This window comes from Paenibacillus sp. FSL M7-0656 (assembly GCF_038003225.1).
Lineage (GTDB): Bacteria > Bacillota > Bacilli > Paenibacillales > Paenibacillaceae > Paenibacillus > Paenibacillus amylolyticus.
The window spans coordinates 6030717-6050722 of the sequence record NZ_JBBOOT010000001.1 but is presented as its reverse complement, the minus strand read 5'-3'; the positions used below and the strand labels follow the sequence as shown (position 1 = coordinate 6050722).

The following is a 20006-nucleotide window of genomic DNA, read 5'->3' as shown; positions in this document are numbered from 1 at the left end:
GAGTAATCCATTCAATCATGAAAACAAAAGGAGCATGTATGATGCAAACGAAGAACGTATATCTATATGTATTTGATACGATGGCAGATTGGGAGGTAGGATATCTAACTGCTGAATTGAACTCGGGAAGGTATTTCAGGAAAGAGATCCAGCCTTTACAGGTCGTAACCGTAGGCGTGGATAAACATCCGGTAACTACCATGGGCGGATTGAACATCCTTCCTCATATTTCTATTGATGAATGTACATTGAAAGGTGACGACCTCATCATTCTTCCAGGAGGAAACACCTGGATGGACACCATCCATGATCCCCTATTGAAAAAAGTTGCTGCCTCTATAGAAGAGGGTACGGTTATTGCGGCGATTTGCGGTGCTACAGTTGCACTTGCAAAAATAGGAATACTGGATTCCAGACAGCATACAAGCAATGATTTAGAATACCTGAAGATGATATGCCCAGATTATACTGGAGAAACCTATTATGTAACGGAGCCTGCAGTAACCGATGGAAATCTAGTTACTGCATCTGGAATAGCTCCGTTAGAATTTACAATGCATGTGTTGAAGCTGTTGAATGTCTATACACCAGAAACCTTACAGGCCTGGTACAATCTATATCAGACTCATGAGTCCAAATACTTCTACGAGTTAATGAATTCTATTGCACCTGAATAACCAGTTTCCCGCGGGTATGATGGGTTTCACTCTTCTCATGTGCTTCCCTTACTCCCTGTTGAGTTAGCGGGTACGTTCCATCAATAATCGATTTGAGCTTGCCTTCCGCAGCCAGTTCAGCCAGCTGATCCAGTTGATCCCCTTTGGGCTCCATCATGAAGACGTTGGCCGTTACTCCGGCTTCCTTGGCAAGCTTCTCATCCGGTTTTTCCACCAAGGATACCAGATGCCCGCCAGACTTTAACACCTTGAAGCTATTGCGCTGAATATCACCGCCCATGGTGTCCAGCACAACATCATAACCGGAGAGAATCTCCGAGAAATCTTCTTTTTTATAGTTGATAAAATGATCCACACCCAACGAGCGAAGCAACGCTTCGTTTGATTCACTTGCCGTGGAAGCCACTTCAGCGCCGAGGGACTTGGCAATCTGAATGGCATACGTTCCCACACCACCTGCACCAGCATGAATGAGTACCTTCTGCCCTTTGCCTAAACGTCCATGATCCACAAGGGCTTGCCAAGCCGTCATCGCTGCCAGGGGGATCGCTGCCGCTTCCTCGAAACTCAAGCTCTCCGGTATACGGGCAATAATGTCTGCATCAACAGCAACATATTCTGCATAAGTTCCGAATTGACGCGGACGCGCAAATACCCGATCACCTTCTCTAAACCGCGTGACATTTGAACCTGCTTCAGCCACAATACCCGCAACATCGCCGCCCAGAATCAACGGAAAATTCTCCGCTGCTTCTTTCATATCACCTTGTCTGATTTTGAAGTCCACCGGGTTCACCGACGTGGCATGTGTTCGAATTAACACCTGATTCACTCCACATACTGGCTTGGCTACTTCCTTTTCCTTCAATTGTTCCGCTCCACCAAATTCCTCAATCACAATTGCTTTCATTAGAGATCCCAGCCTTTCCAATGGATTATCGTTATGCTCTCTCCCTTCATTACCCTTTCCCTGCCGTCACTTGACCTATTCATTCAAAATTCACAGCAATCTGGGATTCACAAGCCCGTTCAACAATCGTGATATAATATCGATTATCGATTACGTTAAATCTTAACCCAATAACTTAACAAGCGAGGTAACACGATGGAAGTGGAAGTAAGTACATTACATGCATTTTCGGACAAGGCTCATGGCGGAAACCCCGCAGGTGTTGTTTTACAAGCAGCGCATTTGTCTGAAACCCAGATGCAGGAGATTGCCAGACAAGTCGGTTTTTCAGAGACTGCGTTTGTCATGCCGTCGGATCAGGCTGATTTCAAAGTACGTTATTTCACCCCAAGTGATGAAGTCGATCTATGTGGACATGCCACAATTGCTTTATTTTATCTAATGAAGACACAACATCTCGTTAATGTTGGTACATATACACTGGAGACACTGGCCGGAATTCTTAAAGTTGATATCGAAGTCAATGGAGAAGTCTATCTGTCTCAGACGTTGCCGGAGTTTGGGGAGATCGTGGATCGACAGCAGATTGCCGATTCGTTACGTATTTCTATGGAGGATTTGAACGCCGAACTACCTGTACAGATCGTATCTACCGGGCTACCCGATATCCTGATAGCTGTTAGAGATGTTAATGTTCTGACCAAAATCGACCCTGACTTCCAGCGTATCACTGAAATATGCAAGGCTCATCATGCCATAGGTTATCATGTGTTTACACTCGAATCAGATGCTGAGGACGTTCTGGCAGAATGCCGTAATTTTGCACCGCTTTATGATATACCGGAAGAGAGCGCGACAGGCACATCCAATGGTGCCATGCTCTGTTATTTATCCCAATACAACCAGCTTACAGATCCTCATCTTCACACGTACACGATCAGACAAGGGTATACCATGAACCGCCCCTCTGAGATCCGATCCAGATTAACACTGGACAGCTCTAATGAAATCACACAGATTCAGGTTGGCGGTAGTGCAATTCATATCAAAAACATTCAAATACACCTCCCTTAGTGGGAGGTGTTTTACGTACTTAGGATATGTAAACTATCTTATGCGAAGCAGTGTAGTAGCCTGTGTTCATCATTGAATTTGTTGTAAAAATCGTAGTACCGCTACCTCCAACTGGTTCAGCCCTGGCTGCTCTATAGGAAAATGACCTGCCCCTTCCAAGATCACACATTCCTTGTCCACCACCAGACGATCAAAAAAAGATTGGCTGAACCTGATCGGTGTCATGGGGTCCAGTTCAGGGTGAACCAACAGGACCGGACACTGGCTGAACTGTTCCGGGCTTACCTCCGGTTTTTTATTAAGGAATGTTCTTAATAATTCCAACGGAATACGTGTAGCTGCCGCTTGTGGATCATTCATAATAAGCCCGGTTAAGTCCTGGTTATTAGTAATCAGTTGCATTCGGGATACCTGTTTGACCGAAATACGTACATGATTCAGCAGACCAGGGAACAGATCCATCATCCGTTTTCCCGCCCGGCTTACCAGACGATTCGGTGCAAGCTGATCTCGCATTTCCTGATTACTCGTGTCTACAAATGTAGTTGCGATCAAACCCTTAACACGCTTGCTGCGTGCACTGGTGTGATAGGCAAGCATACCTCCGATGCTACTTCCCAATACAACGATTGGCTTGCCATCATTCTTGTATTCCCGTTCGATGAGTGACACAAGCAACTCTATCCATAGTTCGTAGTTAATACGTGTACCAGACATTGCGTAACTTAACCCATATGGCGGAAGATCTGGCGATACCACCTCGTATCCATGTCGCTGCAACATGCGGGCATACGGAGCGAGCAACCTGCCATTGCCTCCCGCACCATGAATGAACAGAATTTTGATTGAAGACTCCGGCGCAGGCAAGCGATCGATATGCAGATGAACCCCATTTGACTCCCACCATTCTTCCTCAGGAGCTGTATGCTCCCCTAACCTCACTTCTTCCGGGAAAAAGCCCTGATACTGTTTCCAATAGGGATGTGTTGTCTGATATGAAGGCAAACTTTTTTTCATACGTTACATTCTCCTCTTCTCGTATACAAAAAAAGCCGTACAGTGTACGACTTTTCGTTAAGAATACGTCTATGACCATACTTCTTTTTATAACACCTTCGTATATCTGTCAATCGGGAAACTGCACATTGCCCGGTACGATATATGCACCGCCTGACCCATCATTAGGCAGAGCCGGGATCGTGTCATTTAATACCTGACCGCGAATATCGGTAATACGAACGTTTAGTTTTTCTTTGCCCAGTCCAGTTCCGAGGAAATGATTATAGTCTTGCTTTTCAAGATTGAGCCACGTACCATCCTTCTGTTTCACTTCGAACTTCAGCACCGGATATTTGTGATTACGAACCTGAATGGCTGCCCACCACTGACTGCTGCCTTCCTTGATCCGATAAGAGACGTTGCCTTGAATTGGAGCTTTGACCACTTTCCAACTGATATCGATTTTGCCTGCCTTTGGGTCACCGATCAGGTTAAAGGCATTCGGTGAGAGATCCAGCGCTCCGCTGGCGCCTTCTGGATAAAGGTCTGTTACATAGACGGTTGTTTTGCCTTTAGGACCCTGCACCTCGAGATAGGCTCCCGCTAAAGCGGCTTTGACTCCGTTATAATTGAGTTGGAACGGATTAAGTGCAGTAATCTTCATGTCTGCCGGGATGGGATCAAGCAACACTGCACCTCCCGAGTAACCTGAGCCTGTATACGTCGCGTAACCCTGATATGTATCGTTCCATGCGGCAGATGCAGGTAGAGCAAATAATACGAGACTGAGCAACATCCCTGTACCAGCCCATTTTAACCGTTGAAATCTACTTTTCTTGTTCATGAGCTATTCCTCCTCGTTCGTTCTCGTGTACATAGTGCGTTCAATTGCTAGATTTGAATATAACATTATTTTACATAATATGTTCTTATTTTCAATCCCTCTCTACCAAATCACAACTATAGTCCTGCCCGTGGACTTGAACATTCACGACCACGCACAAGATATGGATACATACCATAATTTGGTGAAATAGGTATAATAACAAGGCTGTATTGGATGGGTTCCCAGTAATAAAAAAACGCCACACCCTGGAGTAATTTCGCTCTCCAAATGGTGTGGCGCCTATTAAACACTACGGTCAGAATAACCTGTCTGTGCTAGGACAGACAGCGTTTGACTCAACCCGTTTCCCTTCGTTTCATCCGCTTCCTTAGCCGCGCATACTGAGCATAGATCCGCGGAGATTCTTTTGTCAGGATAGGCCCCAGCACAGCCAGAATTAACACATACAACACGGCAAACGATTGGATGGATGCCATCAGCCCTCCGGCCTTGCCGATGTTCGCCATGATAATGGAGAATTCGCCCCGCGAGACCAGGGTAAAGCCCACATTCAATGAGGCCTTAGGGCTCATTCCAGCCAGTCTGCCAGCGATCATACCTGCACCATAGTTACTGGCAATCGTCAGAATAACGGCAATAATCGTCATCCCAACAGCTCCGCCAAGTGAAGCCGGCTCGATGGTCAGGCCAAAACTGAAGAAGAAAATTGCACCAAAAAAATCTTTGAAAGGCATGATCTGATGTTCAATCCGACTTACATGTCTTGATTCGCCCAACACAAGCCCCATCATCAATGCTCCAATGGCTTCTGCTACATGCAGTGTCTCCGAGAAACCAGCCACCAGGAAGAGCAGTGTCATGACGGTAAGCAGAAACAACTCTGATGACTTGATATTCAGTGCCTTATCAATATATTTGATGCTTTTCCTGCCAATAATCAGGAATAGCACAATAAACAGCAGGGCAGACAGCGATACTAACAGAACACTTAAGAATGAAGTTGCCCCGCTGAGCACAAGCCCGGTCAGGATGGAGATATGAATCGCGATGAACAAGTCATCAAACATGATCATGCCCATAATAATCTCTGTTTCAGGGTTTGCCGTGCGTTTCAGATCAACGAGCACTTTAGCTACAATGGCTGTAGAAGAGCTGGTCATGATCCCGCAGACAACAAGTGTCTCCTGAAGGGGCAGATCCATGAACCACCCCAACAGCAATCCAGAGACAAAATTCAGACCAACATAGAACATGCCCCCGGTCAGAATGGCTTTGCCAGACTTTAATAACCGGGAGACCGAGAACTCCAAACCCAGATAAAATAGCAGAAACAAAATGCCAAGCCTGCCCATAAATTCAATAAAGGTCGAACTTTCGATAAAACGTAAATCCACTATGCCAATCTGTGGTGCATGTGGTCCAACAGCCATACCAATCAGGATATAGAAAGGAATGACTGAAAATCGTAATCGTGAAGATATCAGCCCAGTAAGTGTAATCAGCGCAACGGCAATTCCCACTTCGAATATGAGCATATCCATAGGCTAAGTCCGTCCATCAGTTAACAATTGTTTGAGATGTTTGATCTGATTCCGTTCACCGGCAACTACAATTGTAGCCCCAGCGGTAAAAGCATAATCCGGGCCTGGATTAAAATGCTTCTCCTTATCCTTGGTCACAACAGCGAGAATTACGGCGCCCGTAGCCTGACGGATATCCAGTTCACCAATCGTCATGCCTACGCTTGCGGCGTGGGGCTCAATCCGTAGCCATTCGATTAACAGCCCTTCAAGCATCACTTCACGCTCATCCTGAAACTTCGGTTTATAGGTCATACCACCAACAATAGCGGCTACCGCCCGGGCTTCATCATCGTCCAGGGTGACCAGAGATACCATATCACCCACCTCTTCAGGTGTATCCCCTGACTCCATATGGAACAGGTCACGTCGCTCGTCGTTATGAATCACTATGACCAAATGCTCACCACTACGGGTATGCAGCCAGTATTTACGTCCAATCCCTGGTAAGTCCGTCTCTTTAAAGTGCATGATCTGCACCCCCTAGCGCCGGCTCGTTCAAGGTTTCGCTCCTCAGCTCGATCCCCGTAATGCGGATTCTCATGGAACCTGATGGTGTATGAACAGACCTAACTTCCCCTTTACTGCCAAGCAGTAATTGACTCCCTACTGGAGAGAGGAAGGAAATACGACCCTCATCAGGATTAGTATCCTCTGGCATGACAATCATGAACGAATCTGACGTATGAAAATCGAGATATTCAAAATCAATATGACTGCCGATCAATACAGCTGAGTCCAGATCTTCATCAGGACCCAGGAGCAGTTTTTCCACATACTCTGTATATGCGGACAATTGTTTTTCCAATTGTATCCGCTCTGGATCACGCGCGTCGAAATAGTCGTCGAGAAATGTTCTTTTCTCTTCACCGAATGTAAATAGCTGGCTCACCAGCTTCTCTCTGCAATTATGGCGGGAGGTCCTATGGTTCATAGTAGATTTCCCCCCCTATACAAGCCTTGTTCTCCATGTTGATTGGCATGTTTCTCTTCATCATCTTGTTTTCCTCCTTTATATTTTAAAAAGACCCCGGAATACGAGACCTTCTTACCATCTTACCAAAACTAATATTTTAATCCAGTATATTCGTCTAACTTGCTTTTTTATTATCATTTGTGGTCATATCTTCCATTTAATAACTTAATTCTTCACATCATATGGTAGATCCATAGAACATTTTAATTACTACATAAAAAACATTTTATGAATTTTTATCTCGTATTTTTATTTGCTTTCCTGTATATTTAACTACAAACTTTTATTCAATTTATGCAAATAAGCCTCTACAGACTTTAACACAATAAAGGAGTGCATCGAAAAAGTGTCCACGATAACAAAAGAAACTACAGAGTCCGTTCAAGTTACTGCCGCAGAATATGTTCATTCCGTTTACGAGTCGGTTGTCGCCAGAAATCCGCACGAAGACGAGTTCCATCAGGCTGTCAAAGAAATTCTGGATTCCCTTATTCCTGTTATTGAAGCACACCCCAAGTATAAGAACCATAGTCTGTTGGAACAGCTTGTTGAACCTGAACGTGTAATCACATTCCGTGTCCCATGGGTAGATGATCAGGGCAAAGTTCAGGTTAACCGTGGATTCCGGGTGCAATTCAACAGTGCCATTGGCCCTTACAAAGGCGGACTTCGCTTCCATCCTTCTGTATACTCGGGCATCATCAAGTTCCTTGGCTTCGAACAGATCTTCAAAAATGCTTTGACCGGTCTGCCCATTGGCGGCGGTAAAGGTGGTTCTGACTTCGATCCCAAAGGAAAATCGGATCTGGAAGTCATGCGTTTCACGCAAAGCTTCATGACAGAGCTGTACAAATATATCGGTTCCGATACGGATGTACCGGCAGGTGACATTGGTGTAGGCGCACGGGAAATCGGTTACATGTTCGGCCAATACAAACGTATTCATGGCGGGCATGAGGCAGGCGTATTGACAGGAAAAGGTCTGCTGTACGGAGGAAGCTTGGCACGTAAGGAAGCTACTGGCTTCGGCTGTGTGTACTTCGTGAAGGAGATGTTGCAATCCAAGGGGCTCAGCTTCCAAGACAGCACAGTCGTTGTCTCTGGCTCTGGTAATGTGTCCATCTATGCCATTCAGAAGGCACAGGAGCTTGGAGCTACAGTCGTGGCGTGTAGTGACTCAGGTGGCTACATACACGATCCACAAGGCATCAACCTGGATACTGTGAAACGTCTGAAAGAGGTTGATCGTCTTCGCATCAGCGAATACATCAAAGAACACCCGCATGCTACATATACCGAAGGCTGTGAAGGCATCTGGTCTATCCCTTGTGATATTGCTCTTCCATGTGCAACGCAAAATGAGATCGATGAAGAAGCTGCGGCCCTTCTAATCAAAGGTGGCGTGAAGGCCATTGGCGAAGGGGCGAATATGCCTTCCACCCTGGCTGCCATTGACGTCTTCCACGGTGCAGGCGTGCTGTTCGGTCCAGCCAAAGCGGCTAATGCCGGAGGTGTAGCCGTGTCTGCTCTTGAAATGTCACAGAACAGCATGCGGTTGTCCTGGTCATTTGAAGAAGTAGACGCCAAGCTGCATGACATCATGAAGAACATCTACACCAGCTGTGTAGAAGCTGCTGAAGAGTATGGCTGTGAAGGCAACCTCGTAGCCGGAGCGAATATCGCCGGTTTCCTCAAGGTAGCGGATTCCATGATTGCTCAAGGTGTAGTTTAATTTAAATACGTGATTCTCCACGATCAAAGGGCGTTCCCATCCATTTGGGTAACTGCCCTTTTTTCCTTGTCTTCAATTGCTCTAATCGCAATGCAATGGTAAAGTGGTACTGACGTAATTCCATCTATTTGTACTATTATAAGGAAGTGTTTACATTGTCTAACCAACCATTTGCCAGCACTGCGAGTCCTCATCTTAGCGCAGACTGTGAGCAATGTTTTGGCCTGTGCTGTGTTGCCTTGCCCTATGGCAAGTCATCTGACTTTGCTTTTGATAAAGCCAGCGGCACACCCTGTCCCAATCTGCGCACGGACAATCGCTGCGGTATCCATACCCAGCTTCGGCAGAAAGGGTTCAAAGGTTGCACGGTATACGACTGTTTCGGAGCTGGACAGAAGCTGTCCCAAGTGACCTACGCGGGCAAAGATTGGCGTGATCATCCAGAGTCTGCAAACGAGATGTTCGATTGTCTGCCTGCCTTGCGACAACTTCACGAGTTGCTCAGTTATATGAAGGAAATGATGATGAGACCGGAGACGTCATCCCTTCACTCGGCATTTGGTGAGTTATATGAGGAGGTTGAGCGCTTGAGCAATCTGGAGCCTGCGGCACTCCTCCGTCTGGACATCGCCAATTATCGGTCCAGTGTGAATCAACTCTTGGTCCAGGCAAGTGAGATGGTACGCGCGAATGTGCCACCCACCGCTCAAGGACAAGGACAGTCGAAGAAGAGTAAAAAACGTACCGGAAGTGACTTTTTTGGTGCCAATTTAAAAGGGGCTGACCTGCGGGGTGCAAGCTTCCGAGGGGCTTTAATGATCGCAGCCGATCTCCGATATGCAGATACACGAAATGCGGATTGGATTGGCGCGGACTTGCGGGATACGGATCTGGGCGATGCAGACCTGAGAGGTGGCATCTTCCTGACGCAATCCCAGATTAATGCAGCCAAAGGTAATGTGAATACCAAGTTGCCGGATCATCTTAACATTCCCTCACACTGGGTGTAGGGTGCCATTTCCACAAGAGCACGGGCAGGGATACAAGCAGGATAGTACCTGCCAATTCATATGAATGTATGAATCGTATACAGCAACAGCAAAAAAACAGCTCGTCCTATACATCCAAGGACGAGCTGTTTCTATAAAATCACTGGAACGAATCAGAATTATAACAAGTCGCGGCGAAGATCTTCAGCAGATTTTGGAGACAAGTGACCGAGCGGAATATCAAATACCGTTTTCGCTCCCTTGTGTCCTTCCACGCTCAAGCGTTGTGCGGCTCTTGCATACGCTACAAGTACGCTTGCTGTAAATTCAGGATTGCTGTCGAGTTTCAGACCAAATTCAATAATTTGCTTTTGACCAGCACCTGTAACCCCACTGCGAATTACAAATCCACCATGCGGCATACCTTCATGCTCGGATTTCAATTCTTCTTCGCTAATGAACGTTACAGTTGTATCGTAATCTGCAAAGTAGTTAGGCATCGACACAATCGTCTCACGGATCTCATCCTGATTAGCACCATCTTCTGCTACCACATAACATTGACGCAGATGTTTCTCACGTGTAGACAGCTCTGGTGTCTCCCCTGCACGAATGCGGTTGATCACCTCTTCAACAGGTACAGTATACTGTACACCCGCCTTAACGCCTGGAACACGACGAATAGCATCCGAGTGGCCTTGGCTCACACCTTTGCCCCAGAACGTGTACTCTTTTCCTTCTGGCAGGATGGACTGTGCAAGCAGACGGTTCATGGAGAACAAGCCTGGGTCCCAACCTGTGGAAATGACACTGACGTGACCGCCTTGCTCTGCCGCAGCATTAACTTCCTTGTAGAATTCAGGAATCTTTGCATGTGTATCGAAGCTATCTACCGTATTGAACAACTTGGCGATGGCTGGTGTCTGCTCTGGAAGGTCGGTTGCAGAACCACCACAGAGGATCATAACATCAACCTTGCCTATGTATTGCTCCGCTACAGAGATATGCTCAAAACGTACTTCTGTGCTTTCAGCGACCATCTGCTCCGGATTACGACGTGTAAACACAGCAATCAGTTCCAGATCCTCGTTCTGGGAAATGGCTTTCTCTACACCTTTACCCAAGTTACCGTAACCAACAATACCCACTCTAATCATGTTCAATCCTCTCCTGTCTTCTTCTATAGTTGTCTATTACTCTGTTTATAATGATATAACATATCATGTAACCTGTCAGGTTTCCAGTTCGAAATAAAAATACCTTGCAGCGGTGCAGCAATAATGCGGCTCCGTATGCAAGGTATTATGGCGTTCATTCGTTATTTTAGGAAGAAAGTTAGCAGGAAAGAAAAATAGCCCTTATCTTCTGCTTATGATTCTGTCCAGGTCAACGTCAGTTCAATGACGCCTTCCTGTCCCGCCAATGTTCCTCCAATCAAGGACCAGGCATCCTGCGTTTCCGGATCGGTTCCCTGAATGATAATATTTTTGTCATCGATCGTCTGACCTGCATCGGTCAACTTTTTGGCGTTGAAGTAATCTTTATACAGCTGGGATACGGTTTTCATATCTTGTTCAGTGGAGAAAATCACCATGGCCGATTGATTGCCTTCATTCTCACCAGAATTGGCTAAACGAATCGTAGCATCTTCCGGCAACGGGAAATCACTTGGCAAGTTCTCCGGCAACTCATTGGTTCCAGCAGTTGCTTCCTCACCACGCTCTGAATCCGAATCGGTTGGCGCAGTCGTACCCTCCGTTTCGGTCACTGCACTTGTTGTTGCTTCGCTTGCACCTTCATTAGTCGCTTGTTCACCAGTTCCGGAGGTAACTTCGGTGTCCACCTTCTCAGTATCACCTGTCGGTTCGTCTGCCGCGCTGCTGCAAGCACTCAAGGCCACCATCATCGCTAATGCCGCACAGGCCAACACATATTTCCTTCTCTTTACCATCCGTTACCACTCCTTCTTCTTAGTTTCATGTGCTAATCACGTTCAAACGGCTGGATCACAGGCAACGCATGAACGTTATTTTTAACCCATATCACAGATACAGATAATACACTTAGAGACAATAGACAACTGACTACAAGAATGGACAGGAAGCGGGTGATTACTTTAAACTTTTTCATCCATCCCTCCTCCTCCTGTTCATCATGTATTTGTGGAATCATGTTACTCATAGGTCACTGGACGGTGTCACTAATTTCATGATCTCGGCGGCGACAATATCCGGTTGACTGTTGTGGATACTGTGTGTCGCTTGTGGAACTGTCAGCTGTGTTCCGTGTCTTGACCATGAAGCAAAATTCGCTTGGTCGGCCTGCCAAGCATGACTGTCCTCATCCGACTCCTCCGAACCGGCTGTGAGGATCGTCAGGGGGAAGCCAAACTTCGTTTTGTTCTCAAGCACACACGCTGCATTTGTTCTGGAATTTCGAACCTCTTCCATGACATTGTCATTGTACGCATGTCTCAGCGTGGATATCGTGACGGCTTTTTTCATCGGTTCCGTTACCAGATTTGGGTCAATGACCAGAGATGCCATCATGCGATCCGATTGCAGCAATGTTCGTGCGATGCCTGTTTTCACCAGAAAACGGGACCAATCCATCATCCATTCTGGTGTATTCAAGCCTGTACGACTGTAATACTCCGGGCTTCCGCCATCGATCATGACCATGCCGGCCACCTCATCAGGATACCTTTGCGCAAACCGCAGTGTCTCCAGCGCCCCCAGGGAGTGACCGACCATGATGTAAGGGGGACGTTGACCGGATGTGCGCAGCAATTGGTGGATCTCTTCCGAGATGGTATCAACATCACGAGGGTCATCCGTATAGTCGCTGTATCCATACCCGAACCGATCATATACCGCAATTTTCACCTGTGATTTCAACTTGTCATATAGCGGACTGAAATCTACATACGGATTAGGTGTACCCCAGCCTGAGGCAAACACCACGGTTACCTCTCCTTTGCCAGCAGAGTAGAGGTGCATGTTGCGACCACTCACTTCATAATACTTGCCTGGCGGGGGATAGGACTTCATATCCTGCGTGGATTGATACGCTTCATACGCTGTACCTGCCAGCAGCAAAAGTCCTGTGGCAAGCATGATGCCTCCCAGCACTTTTAACCCTCTCCGTAACCCCTTCTTCATCTTCTCTACCCCTTACCCCAAAGGTTCATCTATATATGTATGCTTCAATCGTACCCAAGAAATAGCGGGATTGAAACAATCCCGAGTCCAGTTCTTTCCCCAACCAAAGTCCAGTGTCCCTCCCCTACCTGTGACGCAAAAAAACTGCAAATCTCCCATTCAGGAAACTTGCAGTTCATCTATACTTGTATTCTAAAACTCTTACCTCAATCTATCTCATGATGATCCTTACCTATAGTTGCAACGTAAGACCCACCGGGCAATGATCACTGCCCATCACGTGGCAGTCGATATGCGCATCTGCCACCTTAGGTGCCAATTGATTGGATACGAGAAAATAATCAATGCGCCAGCCCACGTTCCGTTCTCTAACCTTAGGCATATAAGACCACCAGCTGTATACATCCGTACGATCCGGATACAGATGGCGGAAGCTGTCTACATACCCGGAAGCAAGCAAATCAGTCATCTTGCCACGCTCTTCAAGGGTAAATCCGGAATTGCCCAGATTGGGCTTCGGATTCTTCAGGTCAATCTCCTGATGAGCCACATTCAGGTCACCACAGACGATAACCGGCTTAGTCTGCTCCAATTGCAGAATGTACCCCCGGAATCGATCCTCCCATTCTAGACGGTAAGGCAGCCGGGTCAGATCCCGCTTCGCGTTAGGGGTATAGACGTTCACCAGATAAAACTCATCATACTCGAGTGTAAGCACCCGTCCTTCCGGCTCGCTGTCCTCCTCCATCCCGTAACGAACGGATAAAGGCTTGATTCGGCTAAATACAGCCGTACCGGAATAACCTTTTTTGATCGCATAATTCCAATATTGATAAACATCTTCCCCCAGGTCCATCTCAATCTGTCCGGCTTGCAATTTGGTCTCCTGAAGGCAGAAAATGTCTGCCTGACTCTCCCCATAATAATCCATGAATCCTTTGGTCACACATGCCCTTAAGCCATTCACATTCCAGGACACCAGCTTCATATCCTCATCTCCTCACATCCCTCCAATATAGCATGGGCTCATTCAGAGGGACAAGCCTTACGGCTCTGGAATGAGATGGAGTCATTGGAATCCTTATGGGGCTAGCTTGCCTATATTTCACTTCGTAACTTAGAGAACACCGCAAGGTCAATATATCTGCCTTTCTCAAACTCATGCTGCCGCAGTACACCTTCCTGTTGAAAATCAAGTTTATGTAACAGGTGAATTGACGCCTCGTTCTCCGGTTCAACCTTTGCTTCGATCTTGTTGAGCTGCATGCTTGTGAATCCAAAATGTAACACAGCACGGGCCACTTCCGTCATAACACCGCGGCCCCAGAAAGAGGAACGCAAATCGTATCCAATCTCTGCACGGTTATGTACATCTTCATAGTTCAGGAACCCACAGGTTCCGATCACTTTACGAGTTTCACGGTCTTCAATCATCCAGCGTAAACCCGTGTGTTCCTTGAAAATCTTCGTATACCAATTCATCTCACCCTGTGCATCCTCTACGGATTCAAAGGGAGTGAATGGCATATATTGAACCACAGCTTCATCGGAATATAACGCGAGCAGATCATGGCTGTCTCCAGCCACAGCTGACCGGAGGATGAATCGTTCTGTCTGAATTAATGGAAATAGATCAAACCTAAATTGCTCACTCATGCGAAGTCTCCTTTGCAACATTCATTGTAGAAGTCCATTTTACTACACTTGCCTTCATCAAGCTTTTACTATTAATATGTTCTATTAAGGCATTACTGTAGAAAAGGATACATAGGAGAGGACGTGCTATTATCACACAATCATATGACGTTATTATCGTTGGAGCCGGCTCCATGGGTATGAGTGCTGGGTATTATCTATCGCGCAGTGGATACAAAACTTTATTAATCGATGCCTTTGATCCTCCGCATACGGAAGGAAGTCATCACGGGGATAGCAGACTGATGCGCCATGTGTACAGTGGTGGGCCTGACTATATTGCCATGGCATTACTTGCACAGAAGTTATGGCACGAGCTGGAGGAAACGACCGGAGACCAACTGTTTGTTCCTTCCGGTGTAATAAATGTGGTTGATCCGGAGATTCATTCCTTCCACAACCGATTGAGCCATGCAGATGATGCAGGTATTCGGTATGAAACGTTGCATGCAGCCGAGGTGATGAAACGCTGGCCAGGTATTACAATACCTGAACATTACGAGGGCATGTATGAACCGGATGCGGGTTATTTGTATAGTGAACCTTGTATTCGTGCCTTTCGCAAAGCAGCCGAGGCTCATGGTGCCACCTTGTTAACACACACTCGGGTGGAGCATATCGAATACGGACCACATTCCGTGGCAGTTCAGACTTCCGGTGGTGAGACATACCATGCAAATCAAATCATCCTGAGCGCTGGCGCTTGGTTTCAGACATTAAAACCTTTCGTGGATCTCCCCATTCAGGCAGTGCGTAAAACGGTTGGATGGTTTGATGCACCAGAAGCTTTATACGGCGAGGAGCACTTCCCCGGTTTTACACTGGCAGGAAAAGAAGGTACATATTATGGATTTCCAAGCATTGGCGGATCAGGTCTGAAGATGGGTCGTCATGATACGGGCCAGGTGTGGACACCAGGAAGTACAATGGCTCCTTTTGGTACGGAAGAAACGGACGAGGGGGATCTGCGCAGGCTGCTCGAACTTCATATGCCTCAGGCAGCTGGAGAATTGAAACGTGGTAGTGTGTGCAAGTATGAATTCACTTCGGATGAAGATTTTATTATCGACCGACACCCTGCCCATGAACGTGTGTGGCTCGCAGGCGGTTTCTCCGGCCATGGCTTCAAGTTTGCAAGTGCCGTTGGGCAGATTCTATCCGACTTGGTGCAAACGGGGCACACGGATCAGGATATTAGCAGGTTCACCCTATCCCGTTTTCGTTAAGTACCAGCTGGGTGGATGAATATATGTATGTCTAAAATAGCTACTTTTCTTGAGGGTGCAGTGTTGCTTAGAGCACTGCACCTCCAAGAAAAAAGGACACGTAATAACGTTTAATTCATGTGTACTCACACTAATTAACTTTGACTAGGCTCCATTGCTGATTGGCCCCGCCATTGTCGGCCCACTGAATAGTGGAGGCACCTGCGGTCAGAGAACCTTGATTGATGTCAACCGTCAGGCCACTGTTTCGATTCGCAAGTACCACATATCCTCCCACATCAATTGGCAGCCATTGTTGATTGTTGCCCCCGTTATCCTGCCACTGAATCAGAGCGGCTCCGCCTTGTGTAGAACCCGAATTCACATCCAGCAAAAGCCCACTGCCCACATTGCGGATGTTGTAATATCCGTTACCTGCGGACTCTAGCTTCCACTGTTGGTTGGCTGCTCCATTATCATTCCACTGAATGATTGTTGCCCCACCCGTAGAAGAAGCACCGTTAACATCGAGTGCAAGTCCACTGTTGCGGTTGATTAATTTGTAGATGGCCCCGGATTCATATCCTGTACACCGCCATTGTAAGTTGCACCGGAAATGACGTAGGTTGTGACCGAATTGGCCTTGGCCGTAGCGGTAAAGGTTTTGTTTTGCACTGAAATATTGGTCAGTTGCTGCAACTTCTCTGTTGAAGAGGTCCGATATACTTGAGCAGACGTGCCTGTGTTAGTAAAACGACTGAGATCATAGGTTACCGTTGTATCCGTCGACTCCGAATTGGTTGTAACCAGCACAACTTTGCCGGAAGCTGCATCATAAGCTGCAAGGGTATTGGCATCACTCATGCCGATAATCTTGTATCCAGGACGAATAAATTTACTGTAATTGCCCATAACATAATATTTTTGGTTCACGGTGTAACTGGTCGTTTGCGTATTGTTCAACACGTTCTTGAAAAATCCCCATCCTTCTGCACTATCGACGGCTTGCCAATACACCCATCCACTTGCGCCCATATTGCGAATATCCTTGAGGATGGTCCGTGACATCGTAAGTCCGCTTGCATCCCCATCTCCATATTCCGAGGTCCACAGATGTTTGCCCGCAGACGTCGCTGTGTTGCGCAAAGCAGTACGATTGCTTCCGCCATACGTATGAGTGTTGATCTGAGTGATCGCTGATTTAACCGCATTGCTGTAGCTGTTGAACGACACATTGGTATCATCGATACTGTATTCTTCCGGTGCGCTCAGCTTTGTGGACAGGCCCTTTGCATTCAACGAAGCTTGTACCTGACTCAGAATTGTGTTCTGATCCGCCCGGTCAAAGTGCATGCCCTCCTGGTCATTGCCCTGCTTCCACCACGTCGAGATCGGTTCATTCAGCGGAGTTACACTATCAAATGTGATCCCCCAGTTATCCCGAAAATGCTTTACAACCTCGGTTAAGTAATCGGCAAAATCATCGTAGTAATCAGGCTTGAGGTTGTTACCACCATTGGCCGAACCGGACACATTACCACTGATCGTCATCCAGTAAGGTGCGGAATTCGCAAAAGCTTCGATGACATTCACGCCTTGAGCTTTGGCAGCTTGCAGCATATATCGTTGGTTTTCATCTGCATTCCAGTCATACACGCCCGGAGAAGGCTGGTAACCAGGAACGGCTTTGCGATATTCAAGGATATTGGATGATGGATTATCCCCGCCTCCAATGTTGTACCGCAGGATATTCAGCCCGAGTCCGGTATTAGCGTTGAACATTTTCTCCACATACTCATCCCGATTGGAATATTCTCCAACCACTTTTCCCCACCACGCGAGGGATGTCCCCCATCCTTCCATCGTCTGATATTGCTTCGATGGATCGGCAACAGCCGTATAGGCTCCTGCAGCATATGCGTTCATTTGTTTCAACCCCTTCATGCACTTCACTCCTTACGGGATATGATTAAGTCCCTTTGAATGAACACAACGATATAAGTTCAATTAAAGAATATTTGTATCTAGCACTCCGATGTCAGAACAACTTGCCGATCGCTGTTATCCTTGGACTTTCCTGGACACAAAATTATTATTGCGCAGGAAATAACCCGGTATCCCGATGGTATTACCTGACCAGTGCGTGGTATAGACGACATAATATAGACCATCTGTTCGAATTCCACTTACATGAAGCTTCACTCCCTTCACAGATCATGGATGAACATTAGTATTTTATGTAAACGGTTACATATTATAAAAATCTTTTATTATGTCTGCTCAACATTTCGTTGTTCTAAGCCTCCCTAACATCCCCCATCCTCTTAGCCCGATCCTCATCAAACTGAATCGAAAATCAACGAATCTTGCGATTCCACCAGCCAAGAAGATTAGGAGAAATTCATTAAGTCAATGCACATTCGAAGTTAACAATCTATCATTCATCTGTATTGTTTATGTCTTGGAGCTTTCGATATTTTCCATTTAACTTCATTAGTTCGTCGTGAGTCCCATCCTCAGCAATTCGACCATCTTCCATGAGGATAATGCGATCTGCCAAAGGAATTAGATTCAAACGATGGGTAATCAGTATTGCAGCTTTATTTTGCAGGAAATTCTCCAAGGCATTTATTATGATTTGTTCTTTCCCTTGATCCAATGCTGATGTGGGTTCGTCCATAATTATCAATGGACTATTCTGATGAATAAATGCCCTTGCCAAGCCTAAACGCTGTTTCTGCCCACCGGAGAAATTGTCTCCCTTCTCACTTAAGGATGTGTCATAAGATAGAGGCAACCGTTCAATATCTTCGTTTACTCCCGCCAAGGAGGCTGCATAACGAATATCCAGTTCCGTGGCTTCGTCCATAGCTAATTTAATATTCTCTCCTACTGTACCCGAGAACAAGAATATGGATTGACCAACGTAAACGGACTTATCAATTGCTGATCTGAATTCGCCACTGGTAGGTTGGTAAAGTCCAGAGCATATTTTCGAAAATGTCGATTTACCCGAACCGCTACTTCCTATAACAATAACTTTCTCTCTTTTTTTCAATTCAAAATTGATATGTCTTAGAATCGTTTGTTCACTATTTTGAGGTTGATAAGAGACATCTCTCATGAAGATTATCGTATCTTCCTGAATTGGTTTCCTATCATTCGAATGAACGGGTTCGATCTCATCTGTGCTACTCTTTGTATTTAAAAACTTATTAATGCGTTGAAAGGCTCCTACTCCTTCTTGCAAACGACTATACTGATCGGACAACCCGATCACGGGCCATATCACTAATTCAAATAGAACGCTGAATGTCACTATGCTTCCTGGCGTTAACGTATTTCTGGAAGCCGCAATAGCAATAAAGATCAGAGCGGTTACATACACAAGCTGAAAGCTACTTTCCGTAAAAATCCGGCTCATCGCGTTGGACATGGCAAGCTTTGTTTGGGAATGGTTAAGCGTTCTCCTTTGTTCCATAAATTGGTTAAGGTAAAGAGATTTGGCACCATACATTCTGATAACTGGCAAACCTTGAATAAATTCTTGTGATGTTTCTCTTAACTTCGTTTCATCTTCCTGTACACGACTAGCCTGATATCGAATCCTCCGATCAAATATACGACCAATCAGAAAAAGAACCGGGGAACCCACTGCCCCCAACAATGCCAATACCAGATCAATCCGAATCAAGTAAACAAAAGATAAGATAATAAGCAACAACACGGTGATAAATTCAATTATAGCTTCAATAATTTGCGAACCATGTTCAATATCCTCTTTTAAGCGTGAAGTGAGTTCGCCAGAATGATATTTCTTTATTTCTTCATAAGGCATATGATTTAGTACTGCAAACAACTTCAACGTTAAATCACGATGGACATTGCCCAAAACTTTGACAATAATATGACGATGCACAGCCAATAACAGGATACCTGCAACTAATAAAGCGACCACAATTTGAACAAGATAAAATAAGTGCTCTTTAGTACTGGTGGTTGCCGTGTCGATAAATAATCCCTGGATTTTCGCAACGCCTAATTCAAAAATGACATCAACTAACATTAAAAAAGGAAGAAACACAAGCAAAATTCCGTATTTCTTAGTGTAAGACCATATAAGAGATACAGTCTGTCGTGTGCTAAAACGAAGTTCCAAGT

Annotated in this window: 20 protein-coding genes; 5 read left to right on the top strand and 15 right to left on the bottom strand. The window is 46.0% G+C overall.

Going from position 1 to position 20006, the window contains the following annotated elements; translation table 11 throughout:
* Positions 1-41 precede the first annotated feature (41 nt).
* Positions 42-677, top strand: a complete 636-nt coding sequence (locus MHI01_RS26580) for a type 1 glutamine amidotransferase family protein (RefSeq protein WP_036668712.1) — start codon at positions 42-44, stop codon at positions 675-677.
* Here MHI01_RS26580 and MHI01_RS26575 read toward each other — a convergent pair.
* Entirely contained in the window at positions 661-1587 is a 927-nt protein-coding gene (locus MHI01_RS26575) for an NADP-dependent oxidoreductase (RefSeq protein ID WP_340984506.1), read from the bottom strand. The two genes, MHI01_RS26580 and MHI01_RS26575, sit on opposite strands and share 17 nt — an antisense overlap.
* A gap of 195 nt (positions 1588-1782) precedes the next feature.
* On the opposite strand from MHI01_RS26575, the gene MHI01_RS26570 reads away from it, so the two are divergent.
* Positions 1783-2661: a PhzF family phenazine biosynthesis protein gene (locus tag MHI01_RS26570; protein WP_340984505.1), complete on the top strand. Its 879-nt coding sequence runs from the start codon at positions 1783-1785 to the stop codon at positions 2659-2661.
* 69 nt (positions 2662-2730) lie between these two features.
* Here the strand turns inward: MHI01_RS26570 and MHI01_RS26565 are convergent, their stop codons facing one another.
* The 5 genes from MHI01_RS26565 to MHI01_RS26545 all read right to left on the bottom strand — a co-directional run bounded on the left by MHI01_RS26565 (position 2731) and on the right by MHI01_RS26545 (position 7021).
* Positions 2731-3678, bottom strand: coding sequence for an alpha/beta hydrolase (locus MHI01_RS26565; RefSeq protein ID WP_340984504.1), 948 nt, complete (start codon positions 3676-3678; stop codon positions 2731-2733).
* Positions 3679-3787: 109 nt separating this feature from the next.
* A complete protein-coding gene (locus MHI01_RS26560) occupies positions 3788-4504 on the bottom strand; it encodes an expansin EXLX1 family cellulose-binding protein (protein ID WP_036668609.1) in 717 nt (238 codons plus the stop codon).
* A 338-nt stretch (positions 4505-4842) separates the two neighbouring features.
* Positions 4843-6048: a cation:proton antiporter gene (locus MHI01_RS26555; protein ID WP_017687037.1), complete on the bottom strand. Its 1206-nt coding sequence runs from the start codon at positions 6046-6048 to the stop codon at positions 4843-4845.
* 3 nt (positions 6049-6051) lie between these two features.
* Entirely contained in the window at positions 6052-6558 is a 507-nt protein-coding gene (locus tag MHI01_RS26550) for a cation:proton antiporter regulatory subunit (RefSeq protein WP_036617317.1), read from the bottom strand.
* The gene (locus MHI01_RS26545; protein ID WP_051449595.1) at positions 6548-7021 is read right to left on the bottom strand and encodes a GreA/GreB family elongation factor; all 474 of its coding nucleotides are present in this window, start codon (positions 7019-7021) and stop codon (positions 6548-6550) included. Before MHI01_RS26545 ends, MHI01_RS26550 begins: the two co-directional genes overlap by 11 nt.
* Before the next feature lie 388 nt (positions 7022-7409).
* Here MHI01_RS26545 and gdhA point away from each other — a divergent pair, with 388 nt between their 5' ends.
* Positions 7410-8795, top strand: a complete 1386-nt coding sequence (gene gdhA / locus MHI01_RS26540) for an NADP-specific glutamate dehydrogenase (RefSeq protein WP_174806476.1) — start codon at positions 7410-7412, stop codon at positions 8793-8795.
* 155 nt (positions 8796-8950) lie between these two features.
* Positions 8951-9805: a pentapeptide repeat-containing protein gene (locus MHI01_RS26535; RefSeq protein ID WP_282320555.1), complete on the top strand. Its 855-nt coding sequence runs from the start codon at positions 8951-8953 to the stop codon at positions 9803-9805.
* Positions 9806-9963: 158 nt separating this feature from the next.
* Here the strand turns inward: MHI01_RS26535 and MHI01_RS26530 are convergent, their stop codons facing one another.
* The 6 genes from MHI01_RS26530 to MHI01_RS26505 all read right to left on the bottom strand — a co-directional run bounded on the left by MHI01_RS26530 (position 9964) and on the right by MHI01_RS26505 (position 14601).
* Positions 9964-10941, bottom strand: coding sequence for a diaminopimelate dehydrogenase (locus MHI01_RS26530; protein WP_445744913.1), 978 nt, complete (start codon positions 10939-10941; stop codon positions 9964-9966).
* 212 nt (positions 10942-11153) lie between these two features.
* Positions 11154-11735 carry a hypothetical protein gene (locus MHI01_RS26525; protein WP_340984501.1) on the bottom strand — a complete coding sequence of 194 codons (582 nt, stop codon included), beginning with the start codon at positions 11733-11735 and terminating at the stop codon, positions 11154-11156.
* 32 nt (positions 11736-11767) lie between these two features.
* On the bottom strand, positions 11768-11914 hold the full coding sequence (locus MHI01_RS26520) for a hypothetical protein (RefSeq protein WP_340984500.1): 147 nt from the start codon (positions 11912-11914) through the stop codon (positions 11768-11770).
* A 47-nt stretch (positions 11915-11961) separates the two neighbouring features.
* Positions 11962-12945 (bottom strand): alpha/beta hydrolase, encoded by a 984-nt coding sequence (locus tag MHI01_RS26515; RefSeq protein ID WP_340984499.1) that lies wholly within the window; start codon positions 12943-12945, stop codon positions 11962-11964.
* 232 nt (positions 12946-13177) lie between these two features.
* Entirely contained in the window at positions 13178-13933 is a 756-nt protein-coding gene (locus MHI01_RS26510; protein WP_340984498.1) for an exodeoxyribonuclease III, read from the bottom strand.
* 110 nt (positions 13934-14043) lie between these two features.
* Entirely contained in the window at positions 14044-14601 is a 558-nt protein-coding gene (locus tag MHI01_RS26505) for a GNAT family N-acetyltransferase (RefSeq protein WP_340984497.1), read from the bottom strand.
* A gap of 131 nt (positions 14602-14732) precedes the next feature.
* On the opposite strand from MHI01_RS26505, the gene solA reads away from it, so the two are divergent.
* Positions 14733-15866 (top strand): N-methyl-L-tryptophan oxidase, encoded by a 1134-nt coding sequence (solA, locus tag MHI01_RS26500; protein ID WP_340984914.1) that lies wholly within the window; start codon positions 14733-14735, stop codon positions 15864-15866.
* A 130-nt stretch (positions 15867-15996) separates the two neighbouring features.
* On the opposite strand, the gene MHI01_RS26495 is transcribed toward solA, so the two are convergent.
* The 3 genes from MHI01_RS26495 to MHI01_RS26485 form a co-directional block, all read right to left on the bottom strand.
* The gene (locus MHI01_RS26495) at positions 15997-16401 is read right to left on the bottom strand and encodes an RICIN domain-containing protein (protein ID WP_340984913.1); all 405 of its coding nucleotides are present in this window, start codon (positions 16399-16401) and stop codon (positions 15997-15999) included.
* Entirely contained in the window at positions 16401-17789 is a 1389-nt protein-coding gene (locus MHI01_RS26490) for a glycoside hydrolase family 30 protein (RefSeq protein WP_340984496.1), read from the bottom strand. The genes MHI01_RS26495 and MHI01_RS26490 overlap by 1 nt, the downstream gene beginning before the upstream one ends.
* 493 nt (positions 17790-18282) lie before the next feature.
* Positions 18283-20004 (bottom strand): ABC transporter ATP-binding protein, encoded by a 1722-nt coding sequence (locus MHI01_RS26485; protein WP_340984495.1) that lies wholly within the window; start codon positions 20002-20004, stop codon positions 18283-18285.
* Between the last annotated feature and the right edge of the window lie 2 nt (positions 20005-20006).